The 14,378-nt window shown below is 68.1% G+C and carries 11 protein-coding genes and 2 riboswitches; of the genes, 10 read left to right on the top strand and 1 reads right to left on the bottom strand.

Annotated elements, in window-relative coordinates:
- Positions 1-488 precede the first annotated feature (488 nt).
- The 4 genes from ACX9MN_RS19230 to ACX9MN_RS19215 all read left to right on the top strand — a co-directional run bounded on the left by ACX9MN_RS19230 (position 489) and on the right by ACX9MN_RS19215 (position 7,034).
- Positions 489-1,523, top strand: a complete 1,035-nt coding sequence (locus ACX9MN_RS19230; RefSeq protein WP_489725113.1) for a nucleoid-associated protein — start codon at positions 489-491, stop codon at positions 1,521-1,523.
- Positions 1,489-2,916, top strand: a complete 1,428-nt coding sequence (locus tag ACX9MN_RS19225) for a hypothetical protein (protein WP_489725112.1) — start codon at positions 1,489-1,491, stop codon at positions 2,914-2,916. The genes ACX9MN_RS19230 and ACX9MN_RS19225 overlap by 35 nt, the downstream gene beginning before the upstream one ends.
- A 504-nt stretch (positions 2,917-3,420) precedes the next feature.
- Positions 3,421-3,613: riboswitch (cobalamin riboswitch) on the top strand.
- 182 nt (positions 3,614-3,795) lie between these two features.
- The gene (locus tag ACX9MN_RS19220; protein WP_489725111.1) at positions 3,796-5,853 is read left to right on the top strand and encodes a TonB-dependent siderophore receptor; all 2,058 of its coding nucleotides are present in this window, start codon (positions 3,796-3,798) and stop codon (positions 5,851-5,853) included.
- Positions 5,853-7,034 (top strand): acetyltransferase domain-containing protein, encoded by a 1,182-nt coding sequence (locus tag ACX9MN_RS19215; RefSeq protein WP_489725110.1) that lies wholly within the window; start codon positions 5,853-5,855, stop codon positions 7,032-7,034. The genes ACX9MN_RS19220 and ACX9MN_RS19215 overlap by 1 nt, the downstream gene beginning before the upstream one ends.
- A 114-nt stretch (positions 7,035-7,148) precedes the next feature.
- Here ACX9MN_RS19215 and ACX9MN_RS19210 read toward each other — a convergent pair whose 3' ends face one another.
- A complete protein-coding gene (locus tag ACX9MN_RS19210) occupies positions 7,149-7,622 on the bottom strand; it encodes a VOC family protein (RefSeq protein WP_489725109.1) in 474 nt (157 codons plus the stop codon).
- Positions 7,623-7,835: 213 nt separating this feature from the next.
- Positions 7,836-8,044, top strand: a riboswitch (cobalamin riboswitch).
- A 119-nt stretch (positions 8,045-8,163) separates the two neighbouring features.
- Between ACX9MN_RS19210 and ACX9MN_RS19205 the strand changes: the two genes are divergently transcribed.
- From ACX9MN_RS19205 to ACX9MN_RS19180, 6 genes are read left to right on the top strand one after another with little or no spacing between them, the layout of a single operon-like run.
- Positions 8,164-10,134 carry a TonB-dependent receptor plug domain-containing protein gene (locus tag ACX9MN_RS19205; RefSeq protein ID WP_489725108.1) on the top strand — a complete coding sequence of 657 codons (1,971 nt, stop codon included), beginning with the start codon at positions 8,164-8,166 and terminating at the stop codon, positions 10,132-10,134.
- 8 nt (positions 10,135-10,142) lie between these two features.
- The gene (locus ACX9MN_RS19200) at positions 10,143-10,976 is read left to right on the top strand and encodes an ABC transporter substrate-binding protein (protein WP_489725107.1); all 834 of its coding nucleotides are present in this window, start codon (positions 10,143-10,145) and stop codon (positions 10,974-10,976) included.
- On the top strand, positions 10,973-12,019 hold the full coding sequence (locus tag ACX9MN_RS19195; RefSeq protein ID WP_489725106.1) for a FecCD family ABC transporter permease: 1,047 nt from the start codon (positions 10,973-10,975) through the stop codon (positions 12,017-12,019). Before ACX9MN_RS19200 ends, ACX9MN_RS19195 begins: the two co-directional genes overlap by 4 nt.
- Positions 12,016-12,834: an ABC transporter ATP-binding protein gene (locus tag ACX9MN_RS19190; protein ID WP_489725105.1), complete on the top strand. Its 819-nt coding sequence runs from the start codon at positions 12,016-12,018 to the stop codon at positions 12,832-12,834. Before ACX9MN_RS19195 ends, ACX9MN_RS19190 begins: the two co-directional genes overlap by 4 nt.
- Positions 12,812-13,771 (top strand): DUF6925 family protein, encoded by a 960-nt coding sequence (locus tag ACX9MN_RS19185; RefSeq protein WP_489725104.1) that lies wholly within the window; start codon positions 12,812-12,814, stop codon positions 13,769-13,771. Before ACX9MN_RS19190 ends, ACX9MN_RS19185 begins: the two co-directional genes overlap by 23 nt.
- Before the next feature lie 11 nt (positions 13,772-13,782).
- Entirely contained in the window at positions 13,783-14,313 is a 531-nt protein-coding gene (locus tag ACX9MN_RS19180) for an AAA family ATPase (protein ID WP_489725103.1), read from the top strand.
- The last annotated feature ends 65 nt before the right edge of the window (positions 14,314-14,378 follow it).

The following is a 14,378-nucleotide window of genomic DNA, read 5'->3' as shown; positions in this document are numbered from 1 at the left end:
TAACCCGGGCAGCAAATTCATGGCATCGTCGGGGGATGGCGGTTGTGCCATATGAGTGCGACGGCTCGGCCTCCTCGCGACATGACGCCTTGCCCGGCGAACCGGGAGCCGGGCAAGGTGAAACCGTGTCGAGCCAATGGTGGCGCCCGGTCGTGGTGAAGGTGGCGCTCGATAGGGTCGATGGTGGCGTACGGTCGCTGCTTTTCCTACCAAATGGCGACCAGAGCTTAGGCTTCGCCTCCCAACCTATCGAACGAACCTTGACGTGGGTCATCGCGGCATCGCGCCAAGTTCTCTCGCAGTGCCGTCTGCCATCGCGCCGCGAGGTTGCATCGCGTTGGCAATAGTGAGAACATAAGCAGAACGAAACGGACGTCGGGCCGATTGTCCCGGTTGAAAACCATCCTGAGGTTGAATGAGCGCGGGCGGGATCCGGCTGCCCTCGCTATACCGGTCGTGAGAGGAACGATGCGACCCCAGGGAGCGAGATGGCTTTTCTGACCGATGCGGAGAAGGACGCATTGTCGATCCGGCGGATGATCTTCCATGTGGTCGGCAAGGACCTCGACGAGCCGACCCTCCTGCCGGAGATCACCCCGCTCCAGGAGCCAGCCTTTTTCCTCGCGCGGGTGCGCTCGGCCCTGACCGGCAACCTGTTCGCGTTTCGCGTCGGTTCCGGCGTCGAGGCGGCGCTCCGCGGCATCGCGGGAGGCGGCGACTTCACGGTCGGGACGCAGGCATTGGCCCGGGACTTCCATACCCGGCACCGCTCCGGGACGAGCAACGGGGCGTTCCTCGTGTTCGAGCTCGGGGTCGGCACGGACGACCCGGTCTACGCGCTGGTCAAGTACGACCACGACGAGGTGGTCCGCTACTCGCTAGGGGCCGCACAGCCTCGCCTCGAACGGCTCCAGGAGGCGTTCGTGAAGAAACCGGAAGCCATGCAGAAGATCGCCCTGGTTCGCTTGGCGCCGGGGTCGGGCGGCCATGTGATGGTCCGCGACCGCAGCAAGAGGACGCACATCTCGGAATATTTCGAGGGCTTCCTGAACGCGCGCCGCGTGAACGAGCCGGGCGACCTGTCCGGCAAGCTCGTCGAAGCCGTCAAGGTCGCCTACAAGACCCATAAGCCCGATCTGCCCGCGGATGTGCAGGCCGGCGGCGTCAACCGGCTCTACGACGTTCTGCGGCAGGGCGGCCAGCGCTACGACCCGGAAGATCGCGAGCCGCTGCTGACGGCGCTCTTCGGCGTGCTGCCGGAAGGTGCGTCGATCCGAGGGACCCTAGAGCGCCAACTGCGGGACCGTGGCGTCGCGGAGGAATCGTTCGAGATTGATCCGGAGCGCGTGCAGAAGCCTCGTAAGCGCGTGATGGAGACCCAGGAGGGCGTGGTCGTGCTGTACGACGAGGCGCACAGGCCGACCCGGACGACGATGCCCGACGGGCGGGAGAGGATCGAGATCCTGACGGCGGGGGTCCTGAGGGACGATGTCGACACCGAGAACCGTTCACGCGGCCGTTGAGGCGAGCCGGTCTGCACCGGGCTTCGTCGTCAACGAGGACGCCGGCCGGATGACGGTCGCCGGGATGCTGTCGCGGGAGGCACTGACGGCTTGGCAGGCCGTCGCCGATGCCGGCGCGCCGTGGCTGACCCTCGACTGCCTCGACGGCTCGGACGACCACGTGGCGCCGCGGGATGCACCCGACGGCGACAGGGTGCGCGTGACGCTGACCTATGCGCACCGCGACGGAGCCGAGCACCTTTTCACGCCCGAGGGTTGGCGGTCCCTGTTGCTCGATGCCGACCGCGCCTGCCGCGTTTCGGCAGTGCGCCTAGCGTTCATCAGGGCCGCCGACGGCTTCCGCACTCGTGGGCACGTCGTCGAGCCTTGGGTCGAAGCCCCGGCGGTCGCCCCGGTGCCGGAACCCCGCCCGGAGGCCGGACCTAGGCGGGTCGTCCGCAGCCAATCCCCCGACCAGATGGCGCCTCCCCGGATCGAGCCCTACGTGGCCGGAGCCGCAAGGGTCGAGGGTCCCGCCGAACCGGCGTGGCGGGAGGCAGCCGGAACGATGATCGCCCTGTCGCTGCCGAACGAGCTCTACCGCGACGGCGCCACGCCCATGGCGATGCTCGCCGGCCAGCCGCCGCGCAAGCTCATGCTGGGGGACGGCGGTCTCGGCGCGGATGGGTTCGATGCGCAGCAGGCCGCCGCGGCCTGGGTTTACCTGGAGGGTACCGACGTCGAGGTGCGGCATACCTTCCTGTCTGCCGAGCTGTCGCGGGAGTGGACCGCGGGGGAGAGCTTCCGGGCGGGGCTGCCGAAGCGGGTCGGGCCGGCCCTGGACTCAGCCCGGCTTCTGTACAAGGCGCACCTACGCGCCGGCAGCAAGGACACGTTGAAGGCCTTGTCCGATCTGCGCAAGACGCTGTCCGACGAGGTACAGAAGCTCCTTCAGCAGTCCCGCGACCTATCCGCGGCCGTTTGGCGAGACGTGGCCGTGGCGATCGGCGCGCTCGTGGTCCGGCTCGCCATCGACGCCGCGAAAGGCGGAGGGGCCGGAGGGGCCGGCTTCGCCGGTCTGTACGCCGTCGTAGCGGCGTATGTCGGCATCTCCTACGCCGTGTCGGTCTCGACGAACCGCCGGTTCCTCGGCGTTGTCGAGGCGTCTAGGGCAGCGTGGCGCACCAAGCTCTATGGCTTTCTCGACGACACCGATTATGAAGCGCTGGCCGACGGCCCGCTCGCCGGGGCCATGGCTGCCTATCGGCGCACCGAAGGCCGAACGACGGCAGTGGTTTGGGTAGTGGTGTTCGTCATGCTGGCTGCCGCGGCCATGGAGGCAGGGTGGATCAATCCGGACGCGCTGCGCAGCTGGCTGGCGACGGCTCACGCCCGGGTGCCGGCACCTCACTAGGCGACGAGCGGATGGCCCGCGGGCCTGAAGCCGGCAGAAGGCGCCCGGGACTTCAGGCTTGGGCCGCGACGTCACCGAATGGGCGGATGACGTGTTCACGCCTTGGATCGACCTAACGCGGGAGGATGCCGTCAGCGTCACCTCGATGCCTTTGGGGCGGTGCTTGTCCGCATCTTCGGGAAGACCGCGCGCAGAAGCTCGTTTCCGGCGACGGTTGAGAGGGCCTCTCCAAGGATCAAGTCCGCGATCCAATACCTCTACGCTTCCGCCAATTGGTGCAGGTCATAGTCTCCATGCATTCCGGGATGGTGTAGGGGCGCGCTAAATTCGAGATACTACGTGAGCTATCCGTACGACTGGCATGGGTGGTTTTCGGCCAGTCTGCTTCAAAGTATCAAACTCAAAAAGCGGTCGTTCGACCTCTGGCAGGAAATGGCCGAGATCCGACAGCGGCATCAAGGCAGAGCTATCGGGACGTTCGCGTTGACTCACGAGTCCGTGAGGCTGTAGCTGGGCCGTGACGGTTCCCCTCGGGGATCAAAAGGGAACGCGGTGAGGGTGTAAGCCTGAAGCCACGGCTGTCCCCGCAACTGTAAGCGGCGAGCCCTTCACCACCATGTCACTGGGTCGCCCCGGGAAGACGGTGCGAGGGCGACGACCCGTGAGCCAGGAGACCTGCCGTCAGCCGTGGTCACACGCGAAACGCGTCGGGCGGGGTGTCCTGGCGGGTGTCGAAGCGCCGCCTCGTGAGGTGGTCGCCCAGGCCTCGTTCGCGGTGACGTGCCACTGCCGTCCCGAGGTCCTAGGCCCGTGTCCCATCCCGCTTCGCAATGGCGGCTTCGCGCATCCGTCACATCTTTGGCGCTCGTCTCCCTTGGTGTGCCCCCAGCGACTGCCCAAGGCCCACGAGCCGACGCAGCCCCGGCTTCGGTCGTTCTCGACCCGCTCTCGGTCGAGGGCAGCTACACCTCGGCCCCCACCTACCAGGTCAAGGATCTCTACAGCGGGACCAAGACCGTGACGCCGCGGCTCTCTCTGCCCCAGCAGGTCGACGTCGTGCCCCAGGAGGTCCTGCGGGACACCGCCGCCACGCGCGTCGAGCGCGCCTTGGATTACGTGCCGGGAGTCGGCAAGCAGAACGATTTCGGCGCCCAGAACCTCGCGCTCTACTCTGTGCGCGGCTTCGCCACCCAGGACATCTTCTTCAACGGCTTCAACATTGCCCGCGGTTACAACGGCGCGCCGGACACCCAGAACGTTCAGTCCATCGAGGTGCTCAAAGGACCGAGCGGGGCACTCTATGGGCGCAGCGACCCCGGCGGCACCATCAACATCCTGACCAAGCAGCCCGTGGCCTTGCCCTTCGTCGAGATGGGCACGCTGTTCGGGAGCTTCGGAACAGCGCGCACCACCGTCGACGCCGGCGGGCCACTGAACGAGGAGGGCACCGTCCTCTACCGCTTCAACGGCGCGCTCGCGAGGCAGGACAGCTTCCGCGATTTCGTCGACGGCGACCGCGTCCTAGCTGCGCCCGTGGTGAGCTGGCTGATCAGCCCGGACACCAAGTTGACCGTCGAGGCGCAATACCTCCGCAACCGCCAGACCTTCGACCGCGGGACGGTCGCAGTGAACAACCGCCTGGGCCTCGTACCGCGCTCGCGCTTCTTCGGTGAGCCGGGCGACAACTCGGTGTCAGAAGCCGGGATCCTGCAGATCCGCCTCGATCACGCCTTCAATGCCGACTGGCAGCTCAGGGTCGCCGGCCACTTCAACACCGGCAGCCTGACCGGCCTGCAGACCGGCGCGACCGGCCTTCTCGACGACGGCCGCACCCTGCTGCGCGAGTTCCGCCGGCACGACTTCACATGGGGCGTGGCCATCGGGCAGGCCGAGCTCGTTGGGCATTTCGACACCGGGCCGTTCGCCCACACCGTGCTGCTCGGCCTGGAGTACGAGCGCTACAACAGCACCGAGAACCTGCTGCGCTCGACGCCGCGGCTCGACCCCTTCGCCCTCGACCTGTTCAACCCGGTCTACGGCCAGCCCAAGGCGCCCTTCACCCGGCGCTACAGCGCGAGCGAGAACGTCGGCAACACCGCCGTCTACGTCCAGGACCAGATCGCGCTCAGCCCGGAATGGAAGCTGCTCCTCGGCAACCGGACCGACTTCTATAACCAGACCTTCCGCGACAAGGTCGGCAACGAGCGCGCGGAGCAGGACCGGACCGGCTTCTCACCGCGTGCAGGTCTCGTCTACCAGCCGCTCACCTTCCTCTCGTTCTACGGCAACGTGGCGGCCTCGTTCCGGCCCAACACCGGCTTCGACATCGCGACCCGTCCCTTCGCCCCCGAGACCGGCTTCGGCTACGAGGCCGGCGTCAAGCTCGATCTCTTCACCGGCCTGAGCGTGACCGGCGCGGCGTTCCACATCGAGAAGGAGAACGTCCTCACGACCGACCCGAGGGACTTCTTCTTCCAGATTGCCGCCGGCGCCGTGCGTAGCCAGGGCTTCGACCTGAGCTTCGTCGGACAGGTTACACCCGAGTTCCGGGTTATCGGCGGCTATGCGTTCATCGACGCGGCGGTGACCCGCGACGAGGTTCTCAGGGTTGGCTCGCCGCTCCTCAACATTCCGCGCCACTCGGGCAGCCTGCTCGGCGTCTACGAAGTCCAGGCCGGCGACTGGAAGGGCTTCGGGTTCGGTGGCGGCGTCCGGGCTGTCGGCTCGCGCCTTGGGGACAGCGGCAACGAGGGGTTCCGGCTCCCGGGCTACGTGTTGACCGACGCCCTGGCCTACTACCGCTACGAGAACCTGCGGTTCGGGCTCAACGTCGATAACATCTTCGACGAGACCTACTACGAGCGCTCCTACAACGCCTTCTGGGTCGGCGTCGGCGAGCCCCGGCGGGTGACCGTCAGCATGACGGCGCGGTTCTGATGGGCGTGCGTCCGGGCACGCTGGAGGCGGCGACAGAGGCATCGGGCACGACCGGCCGTATCGCCTCCATCGACGCATTGCGCGGGCTGGTGATGGTGCTGATGCTCCTCGACCACCTGCGGGAAACCTGGTTCCTGCACGTTTCGGTCGCCGACCCGATGGATGCCAGAACCGCCCTGCCGGGCCTGTATCTCGCGCGCCTCGCGGTCAGCCTGTGCGCGCCGATCTTCATCGCGCTGACGGGCGTGGCCGCGTACCTGTTCAGCACCCGGCACACGCTGGCGGAGACGCGTGCCTATCTCGTGAAGCGCGGCCTCGTGCTGATGGCTCTGGAGGTCTTCTACCTCTCTGAGCTGTACTGGGGCGTCGCCAGCCCGACGCTTTGGCTTCAGGTGATCTGGTGCATCGGCGTGTGCATGATCGTCCTGGCGGCGATGATCGGCCTGCCGCGCTCGGTTCTCTTCGCGGTCGGGACGCTGATCGTTTGCGGGCACAATCTCCTCGACCCGATCCAACTCCGGCCCGATGATCCCTTCTTCGTCGCCTGGGCAATGCTGCACCAGCGCGACGTCATCGCGCTCCCATTCGGTCTAGTGGCCAAGACGACCTACCCGGTGCTTCCCTGGATCGGCGTCATCGCTCTCGGCTATGCCATCGGCCCGTGGTTCTTGCCCGGCGTCGCCCCACGGACGCGCAAGCGCCGATTTGCGGCCATCGGCATCACGATGCTGGTCGCCTTCGCGGTGCTACGCCTGGCGAACGGCTACGGGGACAAACCGTGGTTCGTCGTCGACGAGGACGCCCTGCGGACCGCGATGAGCTTCTTCGCGCTGACGAAGTATCCGCCCTCGCTGCTGTTCCTGCTGCTAACGCTCGGGATCGGGGCGCTATTGCTCGTCGCGCTGGAACGCATGGGCGACCGCCCGGTGGTCACAGCGCTGGCGGTGTTCGGCGGCGCGCCGCTCTTCTTCTACGTGTTTCACCTGACGGTTCTGCGGCTGCTCTACCACGGCGCGTTCGCGATCTGGGGCGTGACCCAAGGCACCGTGTTCGGTGTCGGCAATTACGCGTGGGTTCTGGTGTGGTACGCGGCGCTGATTCCGCCCCTCTACTTCCCGACGGCCTGGTTCTCCCGCCTCAAGGCATCGCGACGCGACATCGCTTGGCTCAAGTACCTCTGAAGTCGAACCCATCGGCTTGGCTATGCGACGGACTGGTTCCGAACCGAGGCGGTCGTTCGCCGGGCCTCCGTCGACTTCGGATCGGGATGGCAAGCGGTTCCCCGCCCGCCGGCATCAGAGATCTTGGACAGAAGCCGGCGGCTGCATGAACTCGATTGTCGCGCCGTCAGGGCCAACGGCGTAGATCACCCGCGTTCCAACCCGCGCACCGCTCGCAATCGGCTGCGGAATGCCTTGCGCCTTCCAACCGTAGGCAGCGATCCGCACCAGCAGCGCGTCGAGGTCATCGACGATAAGGGCCAGATGCGCGAAGCCAGGATCGAACGGCTTGGCCGGCGCGCTCGGTCGCTCCGGACCCTGATACTCCAGAAGTTCGATCGTTTGATCCGCGAGCGAAACGAGCGCCATGCGCACCTTCGCCCCATGCGCCCCGGTCACCTGACCGAGAAACTCGCCCCCCATCTCCCCCGTCCGCACAAGTCGCGCGCCGAGCCCGTCGATCCAGAACCGAAGGGCTTCGTCGAGGCAGGCGACCGCGAAGCCGACATGATCGGCACGCCGCACGGGGAGGCTCGTGTGTTCCGTCATGCGGGATGTCCTACCGGGAAAGAGGTCATTCGTCTGCAACGCGTCGTGGTCGGTCCCCCCGCTATGTCCGCTTCAATGCATCTGTCGTGAGGAAGCGGAAAGACAGAAACCACATCTTATGACGATCAGCCCGGCGCTCGCCCCTGCACAGCCCCTCCGACAGCAGACGCCGGGACAACGTTGCTCCGAGGATTGACGGATCGATGAGCCACAGCCTAGCTTGAGCGGGACGGTTCCCCTCGGGGATCAAAAGGGAACGCGGTGAGGCCACGCCCGTGAGGGCTCGGCTGATGCCGCGGCTGCCCCCGCAACTGTAAGCGGCGAGTCCTTCATCACGACGTCACTGGGCGGCCTCGCCCGGGAAGACGATGAGAGGGCGACGACCCGCGAGCCAGGAGACCTGCCGTCAGCCGTGGTCACACGCGGAGCTTGCCGGGCGGGGTGTCCTGGGAGGTGTCGCGGCGCCGTGGTTCCCTTGAGGACGCGGCCGCCGAGGCCTCGTTCGCGGTGACGTGCCACAGCCGTCCCCCGAGGCCGTCCCGTGTCCTGTTCCGTCCCGTCCGCGCTTCGGCGCAGCCTAGCCCTGTCCTGCGCCGTATCCGCGCTGCTCGTCTCCGCCCCCGCCCTCGCGCAGCAGGTCGCTGCGCCGTTCGCCGATGCCCAGGGAGGCGCGCAGGCCGCGGTCTCCCTGTCCGAGATCTCCGTGTCGGCTACCGGCGTGCCGACGCCGATTGCCAACACAGGATCGAGTGTCACCGTGCTCACCGACCGCCTGCTGCAGGAGCAGCAGCGCCGGACGGTGCCGGATGCCCTCCAGCAGGTGCCCGGCCTCAACGTCGTGCAGACCGGCGGCGCAGGCGGTCAGACTTCGGTCTTCATCCGCGGCACCAACTCGAACCACGTGAAGGTCCAGATCGACGGCATCGACGTCAACGACCCCTCGACCCCGAACCGCGCCTTCGACTTCAGCCAGTTGCAGACCTACGACCTTTCGCGGATCGAGGTGTTGCGCGGGCCGCAGAGTGGCCTCTACGGAGCCGACGCCATCGGCGGCGTCATCTCCGTTGTGACCAAGCGTGGCGAAGGGCCGGCACGGGCAACGGCGACCGTTGAGGGCGGCTCGTTCGGCACCTTCAACCAATTCGGCAACATCTCGGGCTCGGAGGGGATCTTCGACTACTCGGTGTCGGTCGGCCACATCCGTCAATCCGCCGTCCAGATCACCCCGTTTGAGCTACTGCCCCGCGGCGTGCCGCTGCGGACCGCCTTCACCGACATCAAGACGGTCTCGACCAAGCTCGGGGCGCAACTCACCGACGAGTTCCGTCTCAACTACGTCCTGCGCTTCTCCGATAGCGCGTATCTAGATCAGGCCGACGGCGGCTTCCCGTACGCGCCGCTGCCGTACCGTAACCTCAACGACCAGCAGCAACTGATTATGAGGGGCGAGGCCGAGTGGACGCCGGTGCCGGGCTTCCACAATGTCTTCGGCGCGAACTACTCCAAGTTCGACCGCCTGTTCGCCGGCCCGCTCGACCCGCTAGCGCCGCCGACGCCCACCACCTACCTCGGTGAACGAACCCGGTTCGATTACCGCGGCGACTGGCAATTCTCACCCGGCAACCTCGTGCTGTTCGGTGCCCAGCGCGAGGATGAGCGCTTCGAGACGACCGGCATCGACCGGTCCAACGGCAACACCGCCGGTTTCGCCGAGCTTCAGACGACGCCCTTCGCGGGCGCCGCGCTGGTCGCCAACATCCGGCACGACGCGAACGACCAGTTCGGCGGCGCGACCACCTTCCGGGTGGCGCCGAGCTACATCGTGCCCGGCACTGGGACCCGCCTGAAGGGCAGCGTCGGCACCGGTTTCAAGCCGCCGACCCTAAGCCAGCTCTATCAGGACTATCCGGGCTTCCGCTTCTTCGGGAACCCGAACCTGCGGCCCGAGGAGAGCTTCGGATTCGACGGCGGCTTCGAGCAGCCGCTGTTCGACGGGTTCGTGACCGTGGGTGCGACCTACTATCAGACCGACTTCAAGAACCTGATCCAGACGGCCTACTACCCGACTTTCTCGACCAACGTGAACGTCGGCCGTGCGACCGCCTACGGCACCGAGAGCTTCATCGCCCTGCGTTTCAACGAGTTCTGGAGCGGGCGGCTGGACTGGACCACCACGGTGACGAAGGACGAGATCGCCCACCAGGAGCTGCTGCGTCGGCCCCGCAACAAGGTCAGCGCGACCGCGATTTGGAACCTGATGCCGGGCCTGACCATGACCGGCACGCTCATCGTGCTGGGGTCGTTCGTGGACGGAAACAGGGACTTCTCCGTGCCCCGCCTGAAGGCCCCCGGCTTCACGCTGGTGAACCTGTCGGTCAACTACGCCTGGAGCGAGACCCTGACAGTGTTCGGGCGGATCGATAACCTGTTCGACCAGCGCTACCAGAACCCGACCGGTTTCCAGGGTCCGGGGCTCGCCGTCTACGGCGGCGTCCGCGTGACATCGTTCTGAGGTCGCGGATGAGGTCGCGCCTCACGCTCGCCCTCGTGGCAGTCATGTCCGCCGTAGCCAGTGGTGCGGCGGCGGCACCCGTGCGTGTGGTCTCGATGAACCTTTGCGCTGACGAGCTCGTCCTGCGGCTGGCGGACCGCGACCAGGTGCTGGCCGTCACCTACCTCGCACGTGACCCGCGCGGGTCGACGGTCGCGAGCCAGGCTGTCGGGCTGCCGGTCACGCGTGGTCTTACCGAGGAGGTCGTGGCCCTGAAGCCCGACCTCGTGATCGCCGGTGCCTTCACGACTCGCACGACCGTGGGCATGCTTAAACGCGTCGGCGCCCCCGTGCTCGAACTCGGCGTGCCGACCGACCTCGACGGCATCCGCGCACAGGTCCGGCAGGTCGCGGCGGCGCTCGGCCATCCCGAACGGGGCGAGGCGATGGTGGCGGCGCTCGATGCGCGACTTGCCGCCATCGTGCCGGCCAAGCGGCCTCTCCGCGCCCTGGTGATGCGCCCGAACGCCTTCACGGTGGCACCCGGCGGGCTCGGAGACGCGCTGATCCGCGCCGCCGGCCTCGTCAACGTCTCGGCCGAGATCGGGCGTGACCGCTTCGGGCAGGTGCCCCTTGAGGCCGCGGCGCTGGCGAACCCGGACCTGATTGTCGTCGATGAGGGCGCACCGGGCTCGCCATCGCTCGCCGACACCCTCCTGCACCATCCGGTTTTTCGGGCTCTCGCGCGGGCGCACCGGACGGTCGACATCCCGAACCGCTTCTGGACCTGTCCCGGTCCTCAGGTCGCGGAGGTGGTGGCGCGCCTCGCCGAGGCAGCGAATACGCAGGCGCCTCAGCCATGAACGCGCCGGTCACCTCGCTCCGTCCAACGGCCTCCCGTCGCCACGGTACGCCGCGCGCCCGGCGAACCCTCATCGCCGTCCTCGGGCTCACCACCCTCTCGCTGACGCTCGCCTCCATCACCATCGGCTACGCGCCCTTCGACGTGCCCGCCGCCTTCGCAGACCTCGTCGCCAGTCGCACGACGCTTCCGGCCCTGGTCCTGTGGGAGCTTCGCATCCCGCGCGCCCTGCTCGGAGTGCTGGTCGGCTTCAGCCTCGGCCTGACCGGCGCCGCGATGCAGGGCTACCTGCGCAATCCGCTCGCGGACCCGGGCATCCTCGGCATCTCCTCGGCCGCGGCTCTCGGTGCGGTCGTCGTCTTCTACGGCGGTTTCGCCGCTACCATGAGCCTTGCGCTGCCGCTCGGCGGCATCGCCGGTGCCGGTATTGCCGCGCTCCTTCTGAACGCGCTCGCCGCCCGCGGCAGCAGTACCCTCGGGCTGATCCTCGCAGGAGTCGGGTTGTCGAGCTTGGCCGGGGCACTGACCGCGCTGGCACTGAACCTCTCGCCGAACCCCTATGCGGCCCTGGAGATCGTGTTCTGGCTGATGGGCTCGCTCAGCGACCGCAGCCTGGACCACGTGCTCCTGTGCCTGCCGCTGGTGGTTGTCGGCTGGGCCCTCATGCTGTCGACCGGCTCCGCCCTCGACGCCCTGACGCTTGGCGAGGACACCGCCGCGAGCCTCGGGGTCGGCCTCGTTTCCGTGCGCCTGCGTCTCGTCACCGGTGCGGCCCTGGCCGTCGGGAGCGGTGTTGCGGTCTCCGGTGCCATCGGCTTCGTCGGCCTCGTCGTGCCGCACCTGATGCGACCCTTCGTCGGTGCCCGTCCCAGCGCGTGCCTGCTGCCGAGCGGCCTCGCGGGGGCGGTCCTGGTCCTCGCGGCGGATATCGGCGTGCGCCTGCTCGCCACCCGGCCCGAACTCAAGCTCGGCGTGGTGACCGCTCTGGTCGGGGCGCCGTTCCTGATCGTGCTGCTTCTGCGCAACCGAGGGAGGCGGGCATGAGCGTCAGCCTGCACGACATCAAGGTCACGCTGGATGGACGGACCATCCTTTCGGACATCGGTCTCACCCTGGAGCCCGGCCGCTTCGTCGGGCTGGTTGGCCCGAACGGAGCCGGCAAGACCACACTTCTTCGTGCCTTGGCGGGGCTCCTTGTCCCGACGCACGGTCAGGTCACCCTCGACGGCCGTCCGTTGTCCGGCTTGGCCCGCGAGGAGCGTGCCCGCCGCATCGCCGCCCTGTTCCAAGGGGCCGGCGTCGGCTGGCCGATGACGGTTCGCGAGATCGTGACGCTCGGCCGGCTGCCGCACCATCGTGCGTTCGCATCCCAGGCCGAGGCCGACGAGATTGCGGTGGCGCGGGCGATGGCGCGGACGGACATTGCCCATCTCGCTGACCGAGCCGAGCCGACCCTTTCCTCGGGCGAGCGCATGCGCGCGCTGCTCGCCCGGGCGCTTGCCGTCGAGGCGCCGTGGCTTCTCGTCGACGAACCAGTCACGGCCCTCGACCCAGCGCACCAGCTCCATGCGATGGTACTTCTTCGGGGCATCTCCCGAGACGGCACCGGTGTCGTGGCCGTGCTGCACGACCTGACGCTCGCGGCCCGGTTCTGCGACCGCATCGTCGTGCTGGCCGGTGGCCGCCTCGTCGCGGACGGCAGCCCGGAGGAGGCCCTGACCGACGTCCTGCTTGCCAGGGCGTTCGGTGTCACGGCCGAGCGGGGCTGGGCTTGCGACGGAACACGATACATCCTGCCCTGGACGCGGTCCGAGGCTACCACGACGGAGGAACGCGATGACGTCACCATCACAGGCTGACGCGGTCACGACCCTGCTGCGCGAGGCGTTGGCCGATCCCGGTACCGCCTGGAGCCTCGGCAGCTTCGGCGCCATCGCCGAATTCATGCGCGATCCCGATGAGGCTACATCGCCGCTGCCGGCCGGGCGCATGGGCTTGGCGACGGAGCGGGGCGCCATCGCGCTCGCTCCCGGTCCCGACCTGCGCCCGGTGGCCTATGAGACCGCAGTCGCGACTGGCTGGAACCATGCCGTCGCTCTGTGCCTGCCCGAGGCGAGTTGCGCGATGAACCGGCGCGGCGTGGTGACGGAGCTCGGCCCCGACCGGGACGCCGCCTGCGAACGGGACTGCGACGCCATCCTGTTTGACCTGGGCCTCGGCCTCCTGGCGGTCGATGCCTGCGTCCGCACGAGCGACCCGGAGGCCATCGCCTGTCTCCGGTCCGGCGTCGGGCTTCCCCTGTTCGACCCTGCAAACCCCATCGGCCGCCAACTCGTCGCGCTGAGCCCCCACCGGGTATTCCTCGCCCGGATCGGCCGCATCGAGGTCTACGCCCCGATCCCGGGGCCTGGCGGTACCAGCCCGGAGGGGCCCCACACGCACGTCCTGCCCAAGCTCCTGCGCGGCGGCCGCACGCACGCGGCGACCATCCCGATTCCGGCGGGCTGGGTCCCTTGCGCCGGCATTCATCCGACGCACCCCTACAAGGACATGATGGGTCAGCGCGTCGCCTTCGACGTCGCTCGGCACGACGCCTTTCAAGTACTCCTCGACCGTTGGGGCGACCCGGATCTGCTCGCGGTTAAGCGCGGCGGGGATCTCGGCCAGGACAGCCTCGTGTCGAATCGCCACGCGCAGGCTGCCCGCCGTGTCGCCGAGGTCCAGGCGCGCTACCTGCGAGGCGAGACCGTCGAGGCCGACCCCGAGCTCGACGAGGACGCCGCCAACCATGCTTAAGCCCATGCTCGATGGACGTTGAGGCACCCCCGCGCCGTCAGAGGGTCGTCGGGCTGATCGGGTGCCCCGGCGCGGGCAAGACGACCTACGCGCGCCGGTACGACCCGCTGCAGGGCTGGGTGCACCTCACCCTGGACGACCTGCGCCAGACATTCTGGCCGCCGGACCGTCAGGTCTACTGGCAGGTGCGCGGGACGGACTGGGACGAGAGGGCGCGCCGACTGCTCCACGGTGTGAAGGTCGCTGCCCTGGATGAAGCCCTGGCGGCGGGGTTCAGCGTTGTGATGGCCGACACCCACCTGAACCGAGAGGTGTTCGAAGCCGAGCTTGAGGTCATCGACCGGTATGGCCTCCCGGTCGAGTGGAAGGTGTTCGACCTATCCTGGGAAATGCTCCTCGCCCGCAACGAGGCCCGCCGCGAGATCGACCCGGCGCACTGTCAGCCGGAGTATGTCCTACGGTTAGCCTATGAGGCATTCCGTGCGTCTGGCGCTTGGTGGCGTTCGCTGCCTGCGGATCAGGTCGAACTCATCGAACCGTGAAGAGTGCCTGCAGCGGCAGCCAGCGAGCACGGCTGCTCCCCGGGGAGCCGTCGCGTTCAGTTGAG

The sequence above is a fragment of the Methylobacterium sp. 1A genome, from assembly GCF_058072805.1.
Note: the sequence above shows the minus strand (reverse complement) of the source record. Positions and strands in the feature narration are given on the sequence as shown.

What these genes read in the sequence shown, in the direction of transcription:
- ACX9MN_RS19230 (WP_489725113.1), top strand. Translation starts at nt 489, where the DNA reads ATGGCTTTTCTGACCGATGCGGAGAAGGACGCATTGTCGATCCGGCGG.
- ACX9MN_RS19225 (WP_489725112.1), top strand. Translation starts at nt 1,489, where the DNA reads ATGTCGACACCGAGAACCGTTCACGCGGCCGTTGAGGCGAGCCGGTCT.
- ACX9MN_RS19215 (WP_489725110.1), top strand. Translation starts at nt 5,853, where the DNA reads ATGGGCGTGCGTCCGGGCACGCTGGAGGCGGCGACAGAGGCATCGGGC.
- ACX9MN_RS19210 (WP_489725109.1), bottom strand. Translation starts at nt 7,622, where the DNA reads ATGACGGAACACACGAGCCTCCCCGTGCGGCGTGCCGATCATGTCGGC.
- ACX9MN_RS19200 (WP_489725107.1), top strand. Translation starts at nt 10,143, where the DNA reads ATGAGGTCGCGCCTCACGCTCGCCCTCGTGGCAGTCATGTCCGCCGTA.
- ACX9MN_RS19195 (WP_489725106.1), top strand. Translation starts at nt 10,973, where the DNA reads ATGAACGCGCCGGTCACCTCGCTCCGTCCAACGGCCTCCCGTCGCCAC.
- ACX9MN_RS19190 (WP_489725105.1), top strand. Translation starts at nt 12,016, where the DNA reads ATGAGCGTCAGCCTGCACGACATCAAGGTCACGCTGGATGGACGGACC.
- ACX9MN_RS19185 (WP_489725104.1), top strand. Translation starts at nt 12,812, where the DNA reads ATGACGTCACCATCACAGGCTGACGCGGTCACGACCCTGCTGCGCGAG.
- ACX9MN_RS19180 (WP_489725103.1), top strand. Translation starts at nt 13,783, where the DNA reads ATGGACGTTGAGGCACCCCCGCGCCGTCAGAGGGTCGTCGGGCTGATC.